11 protein-coding genes and 1 pseudogene are annotated in these 11,080 nt (G+C 61.4%); 5 read left to right on the forward strand and 7 right to left on the reverse strand.

From position 1 onward, the window contains the following. Together WB528_RS23585 and WB528_RS23590 are read right to left on the reverse strand one after the other, a co-directional pair. A partial coding sequence (locus WB528_RS23585; RefSeq protein WP_423891216.1) for a GlcG/HbpS family heme-binding protein occupies positions 1–502 on the reverse strand: 502 nt, incomplete at its 3' end. A gap of 218 nt (positions 503–720) precedes the next feature. Beyond that, a complete protein-coding gene (locus WB528_RS23590) occupies positions 721–1,431 on the reverse strand; it encodes an ROK family protein (protein WP_423891218.1) in 711 nt (236 codons plus the stop codon). 174 nt (positions 1,432–1,605) lie between these two features. Between WB528_RS23590 and WB528_RS23595 the strand changes: the two genes are divergently transcribed. Beyond that, a complete protein-coding gene (locus WB528_RS23595; protein ID WP_423891220.1) occupies positions 1,606–3,060 on the forward strand; it encodes a coniferyl aldehyde dehydrogenase in 1,455 nt (484 codons plus the stop codon). 45 nt (positions 3,061–3,105) lie between these two features. Here the strand turns inward: WB528_RS23595 and WB528_RS23600 are convergent, their stop codons facing one another. Both WB528_RS23600 and WB528_RS23605 read right to left on the reverse strand, forming a co-directional pair. Further along, a complete protein-coding gene (locus WB528_RS23600) occupies positions 3,106–3,975 on the reverse strand; it encodes an amino acid ABC transporter substrate-binding protein (protein ID WP_423891238.1) in 870 nt (289 codons plus the stop codon). 294 nt (positions 3,976–4,269) lie between these two features. Further along, positions 4,270–4,689 (reverse strand): hypothetical protein, encoded by a 420-nt coding sequence (locus WB528_RS23605; RefSeq protein ID WP_423891223.1) that lies wholly within the window; start codon positions 4,687–4,689, stop codon positions 4,270–4,272. 148 nt (positions 4,690–4,837) lie between these two features. Between WB528_RS23605 and WB528_RS23610 the strand changes: the two genes are divergently transcribed. From WB528_RS23610 to WB528_RS23625, 4 genes are all read left to right on the forward strand, one after another. Next, positions 4,838–7,051, forward strand: coding sequence for a lytic transglycosylase domain-containing protein (locus WB528_RS23610; protein WP_423891226.1), 2,214 nt, complete (start codon positions 4,838–4,840; stop codon positions 7,049–7,051). 184 nt (positions 7,052–7,235) lie between these two features. Then, a complete protein-coding gene (locus WB528_RS23615) occupies positions 7,236–7,493 on the forward strand; it encodes a septal ring lytic transglycosylase RlpA family protein (protein WP_423891227.1) in 258 nt (85 codons plus the stop codon). A 194-nt stretch (positions 7,494–7,687) separates the two neighbouring features. After that, complete coding sequence (locus tag WB528_RS23620) at positions 7,688–8,716, forward strand: putative zinc-binding metallopeptidase (protein WP_423891229.1); 1,029 nt, start codon at positions 7,688–7,690, stop codon at positions 8,714–8,716. Then, positions 8,713–9,738: a D-alanine--D-alanine ligase family protein gene (locus WB528_RS23625; protein WP_423891231.1), complete on the forward strand. Its 1,026-nt coding sequence runs from the start codon at positions 8,713–8,715 to the stop codon at positions 9,736–9,738. The genes WB528_RS23620 and WB528_RS23625 overlap by 4 nt, the downstream gene beginning before the upstream one ends. A gap of 99 nt (positions 9,739–9,837) precedes the next feature. On the opposite strand, the gene WB528_RS23630 is transcribed toward WB528_RS23625, so the two are convergent. The 3 genes and pseudogenes from WB528_RS23630 to WB528_RS23640 all read right to left on the reverse strand — a co-directional run. Continuing rightward, positions 9,838–10,125, reverse strand: coding sequence for a hypothetical protein (locus WB528_RS23630; RefSeq protein WP_423891233.1), 288 nt, complete (start codon positions 10,123–10,125; stop codon positions 9,838–9,840). Between the two features lie 185 nt (positions 10,126–10,310). Continuing rightward, positions 10,311–10,754 (reverse strand): MaoC family dehydratase, encoded by a 444-nt coding sequence (locus tag WB528_RS23635; protein WP_423891236.1) that lies wholly within the window; start codon positions 10,752–10,754, stop codon positions 10,311–10,313. 36 nt (positions 10,755–10,790) lie between these two features. After that, positions 10,791–11,080 (reverse strand): annotated as a pseudogene (locus tag WB528_RS23640) (fumarate hydratase C-terminal domain-containing protein); the annotation flags it as partial.

An 11,080-nucleotide genomic window follows, 5' to 3' on the forward strand; every position in this document is an offset into this window, starting at 1 on the left:
ATTTCAGCTGGTCGGCGACCTTATCGAGTCCGGCCTTGATGCAGGCTTCGTCCTTTTCGCCGCCGGGCGCGCCGGACGCACCGGCCCCGCCGATCACTTCATCGCCCACTTTGATCGGAAGCGCGCCCCGGTTGGCGATCACGTTCGTCAGATGGATCAACCCCAGCGTCGGATCGGCCTTCAAACGATCTACCAGTTCGCCTGACGGAATCCGGAAGGTGCGCGCGGTGTAAGCCTTGCGGAAACTGTTCTCGACGGTGTGGGGCCCCGTGTTGTCTCCACGCACCTGCAGGATGACCTCCCCGCTCCGGCCGACCACGGTGACCGACACGGCATAGCCGTTACCCTTGCAGGTATCGATGGCGGTTTGTGCGATGGTCATGGCGATGGAAGAGGTCAGATCCTTGTGGCTCAGCAATTGCGCGCTCGCCGGCGAGGCCAACGCACAGACGCTGGTGGCAGCAAGAATCATGGCGGCGCGAGAAATCCCGAACGATCGCATGGTTGTACTCCCTGAGTTTTTTGACGCCCACTTATAAGGCCTTTATGAAGAGGGCTTCGTTTATGCACCGGTTCAGGACGACGACTCAATGGCTGAGGCTTTCTTCTTTTCGGCGCAGCAAGCGCGCGGAAACGTTTTTCGCCATCTGAAAATTGCGCGTCAAAATCAGCCGGATCTGACATGCAGCCCTCTTATATCGCAATTCGACAAAGACACGCCTATCGCTTCCGGCGCTTCTTCGGGGCATGGGTATCCCACAGCCTGAAGCCGCCCTTGAAGGCGTTCGCGTTGTCTCCCAGCCGCGTCTTCGGAGGCAGACGTCCGAGCTTATCGACATTGCCGCCTCCAAGCACGACGTAGTCGGGCTCCAGCGCCGCGATGAAATGCTTGACGACGTCGGCAACCCGGCGCCGCCACTTTTTCTTGCCGTGGCGTTCGAGGCCTTTGGCCCCCACGCAATCCTCGTAGGTCTCGCCTTTGCGGTAAGGCAAATGCGCAATCTCCATCGGCTCCAAAATACCGTCAACGATCATGGCAGAGCCCAAGCCCGTCCCCAGTCCGAGAAACAGCATCCGGCCGCCCTGGTAGCTGCCGAGCGCCTGCATCACCGCGTCATTGACGACCTTCGTCGGGCGGCCGAACGCCTTTGCGAAATCGAAGCCGAGCCAGCCGTGGCCAAGGTTGTACGGTTCTGCCAGCGGCCGGTCGTGAACGACGGGACCGGGATAGCCGACCGAGATGTAATTGTAGGACCAGTCCTGGGTGAGCGCCTTGACTTGCTTCACCATCTCCTTGGCCGACAGATGCGGTCCGGAGGCAAACTCGCGCCTGGTATGACCCTTGTTGGTCATGACCTTCACGTGGGTCCCTCCGACGTCCACCGCCAGAATGGTCTTTTGCCCTGTTCGTTTTCGCGCGGGTTTTCTCATCGGTTCTGCAATTCCCTGAAGGCCCCCTGAACTTAACGATTCCAGAGCCTCAATGATCCCTCGGCCGCCGCCAGCACGCTATTCCAGCCTCGTGATCTGGGCTATCAACGGTGGCAGAACCCGCGCAAAGACGGGGTGAGACACGTTGCATCTAGTCAGATGAGAGGGTTACCGATGCCGATCGCCGCCACAGATTCCGACACAGCCGTTCGCGCCCAGCTCAACGCCCTCCTGGCCAAACAGCGAGCCGCGCAATTGCGCGACGGCGCGCCTTCGGCCGCCATTCGAATTGACCGGCTCAACCGTTGCATTGGGCTCCTTGTGGACTATCGCGGCGAAATTGAAGCGGCCCTGAGCGCCGACTTTGGCGCGCGCTCCAGCCACGTCTCGGCCTTTGCCGACGTCGCCTCCTCGATCGGCCCGCTCAAGCACGCCCGTCAGCATGTGGCGCGCTGGATGAAGACGGAGAAGCGGAGCACGACGCCGGGCATCCTGGGCCTGTTTGGCGCCAGGTCCGAGGTTCGCCATCAACCCAAAGGCGTCGTCGGCGTCATCAGCCCCTGGAATTTCCCGGTCAACCTGACCTTCTCGCCGCTGGCCGGCGTGCTGGCCGCGGGCAACCGGGCGATGATCAAGCCTTCGGAAATGACGCCGGCAACGTCGGAACTGATGAAGAAGATGTTTGCGAGCGCCTTCGACGAAGAGGAAATCGCGGTCGTCACCGGCGGGCCTGAAGTCGGGCAGGCCTTCGCCAGCCTGGCTTTCGATCACATCATCTTCACCGGTGCGACTTCGATCGGCCGGCACGTCATGAAGGCGGCCGCCGAAAATCTCGTCCCGGTCACCCTTGAACTGGGCGGCAAGAGCCCGGTGATCCTTGGCCGCTCCGCCGATCTCGCAACCTCGGCTGCGCGCATCATGAACGGCAAGACCCTGAACGCCGGCCAGATTTGTCTCGCGCCGGACTATGTGCTGGCGCCGGCGGAGAAGGTCAGCGGCTTTGTCGCGGCGGCGAAATCCGCGGTCGAAACCATGTTTCCGACGATCCGCGACAACCCCGATTACACCGCGGTCGTCGCCGACCGGCACTATGAGCGGCTTACGGGCTACGTGGACGATGCGCGCGCCAAGGGCGCCCAGATCGTGGAAATCAATCCGGCCGGCGAAGATCTGCGTCAGCAGCCCCATCGCCGCATGGCGCCGACCCTGATCCTCAATCCGACCGACGACATGAAGGTGATGCAGGAAGAGATCTTTGGCCCCCTGCTTCCGGTCAAGGCCTATCAAAAGCTCGACGAGGCGATCGACTACGTCAACGCGCATGCGCGCCCGCTCGGGCTCTATTATTTCGGTTCGGACAGCGACGAACGGGACCGCGTGCTGGATCGAACCACGTCAGGTGGCGCGTCGGTCAACGACGTGGTGATGCATGTCACGCAGGAAGAATTGCCGTTCGGCGGCATTGGACCCGCGGGCATGGGCGCCTACCACGGCCATGACGGCTTCCGCGAGTTCAGTCACCGGAAGTCGATCTATCATCAGATGAAGAGCGATTTCGGCCTGAAGATGTTACGGCCGCCCTACGGTGCTGCTATCAGCAAATATCTCGCGACCCAGATCAAGCGTTAGCGCCGCCCCGCAAGCAGGCGAGATAAAACAACGGCCCGTCGCCGATCAATAAGTCGATGGATCCGGCGAATCCGTCGGCTTCTCGAAGGCACGCTTCATCGCCGGGCTCATCGGGATATTCAAATTGGCCCCCTTCGGCGGGATCGGCTGCGTGAACCACTTGGCATAGAGCGCCGCGCCCTCGGGACTCCTGTAAAGGGCCGATGTCGCGGCATCGGCAACCGCCTTGAACGCCACGTCGTCCTTGCGCAGCATCACTCCATATGGTTCGGGCTTCGAGAACGCATCCTCCGAAATCACGTAAGCCTTCGGATCCTTGGCATTGGCAATCAGGCCCGCGAGCACGATATCGTCCTGGATAAAGGCCACTGCCCTGCCGGTCTCGACCATCAGGAACGCTTCGCCCTGATCCTGGGCCGGGACGATCGTCATCCCCAGATTCAATCTGCTGTTGAATTCGAGCGCCTGCTTGATGTTGGTCGAGCCGGCCGGAGCGACGACCGTCTTGCCCTTCAGGTCCGCGATCGATCCGATGTGGGAGTCGACCTTCGAGACGAAACGGCTCGCCGTCAGGAAATGCGTGTTGGTGTACCAGACCTGCTGTTGCCGCTCGGCGTTGTTGGTGGTGTTGCCGCATTCGAGGTCGATGGTGCCATTGGCCATAAGTGGAATGCGCATCGAAGCCGTCACCAGCTGATACCGCACTTCGAGTTTGTCGAGCTTCAGTTCGCGTTTTACCGCGTCGACGATCTTGGCGCAGATGTCCATGGCGAAGCCGACCGGCTGCCGCTTGTCGTCGAGGTAGGAGAACGGTATCGACGCCTCGCGGTGCCCGATGGTGATATATCCAAGCTCCTTCACCTTCGCGAGCGTACCGGTAAGCTCCCCGGCAGTAGCGCTGCCGGAAACAAGCATTCCGCAGGCCAACGCCGCCAACAGGTCTTTACGCACGAGGGCTCTCCACCGCCAATTTCGCCATTCGCGGCCAAGCTTGGCGATATCGGAGAATATTGCAAGCCGTCGAGGCGAACATCAGCCCCCCATCGGGAGCAACGCAGACCCTGCCGCAGGAAAGGTTAAACCTTCAACCTGCCGAGTGAAAATCCCGCAGGAGCTGATCGGCGTTGACGCCAGCTGTTAAGTGCAAAATGTACGAGCCGCAGGCGTGAATCCGTGTCGGCTGACGCTCTCACCGGGCCACCGGCTTGGCTACCTCTTGTCAAACTCGAGGTAGGTATTCCAGACAGCGCTGGCTAACGTTTGCGACGGTGCCTGATCGCATCTTCTTTTAACCTCAGCCACTATCGCAGTCGCGTCCGTTCCCGCTTGTGGCTGCTCGCTTGCCGCAGCGACGTAATTCAGTCCGGTCCAGAAACCGTAAATCCAGACGGCTCCCTCCGACCGGTGCTCTTTCGTGGCCCTCCAGTGGGCGCAACTCATGCCTCCTATTCCCGTCATGCCGACGGAAACCTTTGTATCCTGCGCTGCAACGGGGTGGGCCGAAACCACGAAGAGCAGCGCCGCCAATGAGAATGCTTTGACCATCCACCATGATCTACGCACGACGCCGGGGCGGTCAATCCTTGCAACACTCAAATTGATGCGGCGGCCCTTCAGCTCATCGGCCATGCGTCACGACCGCTGGGTTCCATCATGCCGAGGTTTTCCTGCGCTGTTGCTGAAACGCGACAGTTGCGAACGCGCGCTGTGATACCCTCCGGGCGGGCCCAGCCGCACGGAATCATGGTTCGTCCGGCTGGTTCAGGGGGACGATGGAATGAACCAGCGCTCGCGTCCGCTGTTCTGTTTCCTGATTTCGGCTGTGCTCGCCGTATGTTCGACCAGCGCTATAGCGCGGGCCAACCATAAGTCCCCGCACGCCGGGAAGCACCATGATGCAAGCGGAGCGCGGCATCACCGCCACCCGGCGCACGAGAAGGCCAGACATGCAAGGCATGTGGCGGAGAAGGAGCACAAGTCGGCGCGGCCAGCCGACGCGCCGTCTCCGAGTGCGGACGCTTCTCCGCTTTCGGCCGATCTCGCGGCGGTAAAGAATGCGATCGATCTCGCGCGCAAGGCAAAGACCGCCGAGGCGACCGCTGTACAGAAGACCATTGGAGACCCGGCGGCACGGAAGCTCGTTGAATGGTTCATCCTGCGCCATCCGGACGCTGACACGAATTTCGGCCGGTACGCGGCGTTCATCGCCGATAATCCGGACTGGCCGAGCATGGGATCGATGCGCAAGCGGGCTGAGGCGCGCCTGTGGGAGGACCGCAGCGACCCCGCCACCGTTCGTGGCTTCGTCGGCGATCATCCGACAACCGCCAAGGGCCGCCTCGCGCTCGCGCGGATCCTGCTCGCCGAAGGTGATCGTGACGGCGCCAGACGCCTGGTTCGCGAGACCTGGCGGTCGGATGAATTGTCGGAGCGCACCGAAACCGAAGCGTTCGAACTGTTCCACGACCTGCTGACGCGCGAGGACCATCGTGCACGCATGGACAAGCGTATCGGCGCCAAGGATATTTCAGGCGCGAAGCGCGCGGCGCAACACCTCGGCAGCGACGAGCTTTCGATCGTGAAGGCCTGTGCGGCGGGAAACACAGACGAGGCGCTCGATTTGCTCAACGACGTTGCGGCCGAGGCTCGCAGCGACCTGGGCTACATGCTTTGCCGGATCCGCTGGATGGTGCGTCACGATCGTATCGACGAGGCAACCCGCCTGATGCTCGCGGCCGCGCCGGAGACGATGGCGCTTCAGGACACCGACGAATGGTGGCGCGAACGGCGCAGTCTCGCCCGCAAGCTGCTGGATCAGTCGAGGTTTAAAGCAGCCTACCAGGTGGTGCGCGATGCCGCCCTGCCGGCCAACGAATATTACCGGGCGGACTTCCATTTCACGTGCGGCTGGATCGCCTTGCGCTACCTCAATGATCCCGCAACGGCGCGGGGGTATTTCGCCCACATAGACGACGGCTCCGCTAATCCGATTGTGCTGGCGCGGGCGAACTACTGGCGAGGCCGTGCTGCTGAAGCGATTGGCGAGAAAGACGCCATGCATGCGAGCTATGAGGCGGCCGCGAGCCATCCCACCGCGTATTACGGACAGCTCGCACGCGCCAGGCTCGGCCTCGACAAAATCGAGCTGCGGGCGCCGGCGGCGGTTAACCCGGCTAAAGAGGTGGCGCTCGTGGACGAGCGCGTGCGCGCCGCGGATATGCTATATGCACTCGGCGAGCGCGACCTCGTTCTGAATTTCGTTGCCGACCTCGCCGATGAGAGCACCGACGTGGGGTTGCTGGTGGCGCTCGCTGAGCTAACCGGCCGCCGCAATGACGCGCGGGCCATGTTGCAGATCGGCAAACTGGCGCTCGCCCGTGGCCTCGCGCTCGACCCTTACGCGTTCCCGACAATCGGAATTCCGCAGCACAGCCCGATCGGTCCCGAGATCGAGCGCAGCATCATCTATTCGGTCGCACGTACCGAGAGCGCGTTCGATCAGCGTGACAAGTCGTCGGCCAATGCGGTCGGCCTGATGCAGGTGACGCCGGAAGCCGGACGCGACACCGCCCGGCGATTCGGCGTGACCTATGACTGGGACCGGATGGTCTCCGATCCCGTTTACAATACGCAAATGGGGGCCGCTGAACTCAGCGCATTGTTGAAGGAATATGCCGGCTCACACATCATGACCTTTGCCGGCTATAACGCAGGCCGGGGACGCGTCCGCGATTGGGTAAAGCTGCACGGCGATCCGCGCAATCCTGATGTGGACGCGATCGATTGGGTGGAGCGCATTCCGCTCTCGGAGACGCGCAACTATGTCGAGCGCGTTATCGAGAACCTTCAGGTCTATCGCGTCCGATTTGAGAATGGTGCTTCGCTGATGGCGAAGTCCGATCAACGTCCAGCTCGCTCGCAGGAGGCCAACTCCGCGCCGCCGCTGTTGGCTCCGACGTCCGTTTCCCAAGAAGATTGGGGCGTTCCATAGCACTTGATCGGCGCGACAGCCGGCAAGTCGACCAACCAAGATCTGCTGCCTGCCCCTTTGTGCCGGAACTCTCGGCTCGTTGGTCCGTTCAAGTACCACGCTTCGAGCATTTCCCCATCCCGAAGCCAATAGAGAGTTAGCGTCATTGTATCGGCATGCCTTTATCGCGGTCGTATTGGTTTGCATGGCCCCATCGGCAAAGGCTGAAAGCGGCCTTGCTTCTTACTACGGTGGTCGTGGCCACAAGGGCGAGATGACCTGCGCTCATCGAACCCGTCCTTTCGGAGCCATGGTCACGGTGACGTATGCCGGTCATTCAATCCGGTGCCGTGTCAATGATCGCGGACCATTCGTGAGAGGCAGGGTTATCGATGTGTCGGTGAGCGCCGCGCGTGCGCTTGGAATGATGCGATCCGGCGTCGTTCACGTCTCGGTCGAGTGAATATCGCCCCGAAGGCTCCGAATCATCTGACTGATTCCATAACTCGCGCCGCCTCGGCGAAGCTGCTTCCGGGGTTGGCGCAGAGCTTCGGGTTAGCTGGCGAAGTCCGTTCCTGTGCGAAAACTGGATGGTTGTTGTCGGCAGCATCCTATGACACCATCCGGGCACCGATTTGTTATGACGTCTAGAAGCCAATGCCACGCCGGAAATATCCCTGGGAAAAGCTATCGGATGAGCAACTGCTCAAGCGCCGCCTCAGCAGTCTGAGGATTGCGATCGAAGGCACCTGGCTCGCGGATTGTCTTGACGCTCTCTACGAAGAGCTCGAAGAGCGGGGCATCCGGCTGCGGCCGCACGCATGGATATCGAGCGAATGGTTCAGTCCGGCAGATGTGCCCGGCATTGCGATCCCCTTCTATCTTGCCCATCCCCGCCTGATGAAGCTCGAGAAGAAAATGATGCTCGACGTCGAGGGCGGCACCTGGTCCGAGTGCATGGCCATCCTCCGCCATGAGGCAGGCCATGCCATACAGCACGGCTATCAATTGCAGCGCCGCCGGCGTTGGCAGCAGCTGTTCGGCCGGTCCTCGAAACACTACCCGCGCTACTACCGGCCCAATCCGGCCAGCCGGCAATATGTCCAGCACCTGCGGCTCTGGTACGCGCAGAGCCATCCGGACGAGGATTTCGCCGAAACCTTTGCGGTGTGGCTGCGGCCGCGCTCGAACTGGCGGACGCGCTATGCCGGTTGGCCGGCGCTGAAGAAGCTCGAATATGTCGACGAACTGATGGAGGAGATCGCAGGGAAGCGGCTCGTGGTCACGACGCGGGAGCGTGTCGACCCCCTGCACGAGCTCGGCCAGACGCTTGGCGAACACTACCAGAAAAAGCAGGATTTCTATGCCTTCAAGGCGCCGAAGACTTACGACCGCGACCTCTCCCGGCTGTTTTCCGCCGATGCGCGGCATCGCCGGCATCAGCCGGCTTCGGCCTTCATCAGGCGACACCGAGCCCATATCAGGCAGCTGGTGGCGCGGTGGACGGGCGAGAACCAATTGACGCTCGATGCTGTGCTGGACGACATGGTCTTGCGCTGCCGCGAGCTCGATCTTCGTGTCGTCGGCTCCGAACGGAAGCTTGTAGCCGACTTCACGGTCCTGTTGACCGCCAAGACCATGCACGCGCTGTTCGGTCCATCGCGGCGGAAATGGATCGCGCTATGAGGCGCCTGCGCATCCTCGTGCTCATGCATCCGGACTTCATGCCGCCGGAGACGACCGACGGATACACGGCGCGGGAAATCAACGAATGGAAAACGGAATACGATGTCGTGAGCACCTTGCGTGCGGCCGGCCATGAAGTTCGCCCGCTCGGCGTGCAGGAGGAAATCAAACCGGTGCGCGACGAGATCGAAGAGTTCAAGCCGCATGTGGTCTTCAACATGCTGGAGCAGTTCCACCACGAGCCGGTGTATGACCAGCACATCCCGAGTTTTCTCGAACTGATGAAGGTTCCCTATACCGGATGCAATCCGCGCGGCCTTATCCTGGCGCGCGGCAAGGATTTGTCCAAAACGCTGGTTCACCATCGGCGCATCGCGGTGCCGGCCTTCGCCGTTTTCCCGATGCGGCGCAAGGTCAAACGGCCAAGACGCCTTGCGCTGCCGCTGATCGTCAAGAGCCTGAACGAGGATGGATCCCGCGGTATTTCGCAGGCATCCATCGTCGATACGGATGAGAAGCTTATCGAGCGCGTCGCCTTCATCCACGAGCGGGTCGGAACCGCCGCCATCGCCGAGCAATATATCGAGGGACGCGAACTCTATGTCGGCGTGCTCGGCAACAACAGACTGCAAGTGCTGCCGGTCTGGGAATTGAAATTCGGCACCATGGGTGGCCAGGCCATCGCCACCGAGAAGGTCAAACACGATCCCGATTATCAGGAGCGCGTCGGAATTGTCGATGGGCCGGCCAAGAGCCTTGCGCCGGAGCTGCGGGCTCGCATTCAGCGAACCGCGAAACGCATCTACCGGACGCTGGGGCTGGATGGATACGCGCGCATCGACTTTCGGCTCTCAGCCGATGGTATCCTGTATTTCATTGAAGCCAACCCCAATCCCGAAATCGCAAAGAGCCAGGAACTCGCGACAGCGGCCAAGTATGACGGATTAGATTATCCGGCCCTGCTCCATCGCATTCTGATGCTCGGAATAAGCCGGGCAAAGGCGGGCGTATCCGTGGGTTGAAAGGCGCCACGAATGTCGAAAGAAAAACATTCCACCGGCAAACGGCAAGCTCGGGTTGCGTGATCGTCACGCCTGAGGACGATCTAACACTTGTTGAGATCAGTGGCTGTCGCCGCCACGGGCGTTCCAGTTGCTCCAGTTCACGCCGGTCAGACTTCCAAAATCGGTCGCGACCGGCCGCCTGGTTTGTCTGTCATGCAGCGCAATGCATCGCTCGGACTCTGCAATCTTTCGCCTGAGGTCGGCGATGGCCTTTGACGTTTGTCCGCGCCCGGCGGCGATTTCGCCTTTGGTGAACCGGGCGGTTTCCAACGCCTTCAACCCCTCGCGGTTTTTCCTGAGCTGAACTCGATGCCACGCAATCCGACTATCGCTGTCTGCAGCCATGATCCGGCTTCCTGATTCGTTGTCAGACTATCATTGCATGGAAGCCGAATGGCGGCAGTGTGACGGATGGCCTTGCGACTGTGGCTGGGACGCAACCCGGACCTGACCGGCGATGTCCGCTTGGGAGACTGCCGCAGCCTTGAATCTCAGAATCGCCCGGCCTCTCGCGATTGCGAACGCCCGCTTCAAGCCGGCCGGCGCGGCACGATCGCAATCGGATTGAAGGTGTAGACGGCCTCGCCGTCCTGATTGAAGGCGGTCCATTTGACCCGCGCGATGCCTTGCGGCCTGGTTTTCGACGGGATCAGTTCGACCACCTCGCCTTCGAGATGGAGCGTGTCGCCCGGCCGGACCGGCTTCATCCAGCGCAGGTCATCGACGCCAGCGCCAAACAACGGATGCGGTCCGAACGGCTTTGCCGAAAGCGCAAGCCTCATCGCGATTGCCGCCGTGTGCCAGCCGGAGGCGGCAAGCCCACCGAGGATCGTGTCCTTGGCGGCTTCATCATCCAGATGAAACGGCTGCGGATCGAATTCGCCGGCAAAGCGAAGAATCTCTTCCCTGGAGACGGTCTTGCTCTCGCTCGCAAAGCGCATCCCGAGCTTCAGGTCGTCGAACCACTCGATCATCCTGATCCCCAATTACGACTCCTCATCCTGAGGACTTCACCCGAGATTCAACTCCTTGAAGAAGTCGTTGCCCTTGTCGTCGATGATGATGAAGGCCGGAAAATCCACAACCTCGATCCGCCAGATCGCTTCCATGCCGAGTTCGGGATATTCGACGACTTCGACCTACTTGATGCAGTGCTCGGCGAGATTTGCCGCGGCGCCTCCGATCGAACCGAGGTAGAAGCCACCGTGCTTCTTGCAGGCCTCGCGCACCGCGACGGCGCGGTTGCCCTTGGCGACCATCACCATCGAGCCGCCGGCCGCCTGAAACTGGTCGACGAAGG

It is taken from the genome of Bradyrhizobium sp. (assembly GCF_049586575.1).
Classification (GTDB): Bacteria; Pseudomonadota; Alphaproteobacteria; order Rhizobiales; family Xanthobacteraceae; genus Bradyrhizobium.

What these genes read in the sequence shown, in the direction of transcription:
- WB528_RS23590 (WP_423891218.1), bottom strand. Translation starts at nt 1,431, where the DNA reads ATGAGAAAACCCGCGCGAAAACGAACAGGGCAAAAGACCATTCTGGCG.
- WB528_RS23595 (WP_423891220.1), top strand. Translation starts at nt 1,606, where the DNA reads ATGCCGATCGCCGCCACAGATTCCGACACAGCCGTTCGCGCCCAGCTC.
- WB528_RS23600 (WP_423891238.1), bottom strand. Translation starts at nt 3,975, where the DNA reads ATGCTTGTTTCCGGCAGCGCTACTGCCGGGGAGCTTACCGGTACGCTC.
- WB528_RS23605 (WP_423891223.1), bottom strand. Translation starts at nt 4,689, where the DNA reads ATGGCCGATGAGCTGAAGGGCCGCCGCATCAATTTGAGTGTTGCAAGG.
- WB528_RS23610 (WP_423891226.1), top strand. Translation starts at nt 4,838, where the DNA reads ATGAACCAGCGCTCGCGTCCGCTGTTCTGTTTCCTGATTTCGGCTGTG.
- WB528_RS23615 (WP_423891227.1), top strand. Translation starts at nt 7,236, where the DNA reads ATGGCCCCATCGGCAAAGGCTGAAAGCGGCCTTGCTTCTTACTACGGT.
- WB528_RS23620 (WP_423891229.1), top strand. Translation starts at nt 7,688, where the DNA reads ATGCCACGCCGGAAATATCCCTGGGAAAAGCTATCGGATGAGCAACTG.
- WB528_RS23625 (WP_423891231.1), top strand. Translation starts at nt 8,713, where the DNA reads ATGAGGCGCCTGCGCATCCTCGTGCTCATGCATCCGGACTTCATGCCG.
- WB528_RS23630 (WP_423891233.1), bottom strand. Translation starts at nt 10,125, where the DNA reads ATGGCTGCAGACAGCGATAGTCGGATTGCGTGGCATCGAGTTCAGCTC.
- WB528_RS23635 (WP_423891236.1), bottom strand. Translation starts at nt 10,754, where the DNA reads ATGATCGAGTGGTTCGACGACCTGAAGCTCGGGATGCGCTTTGCGAGC.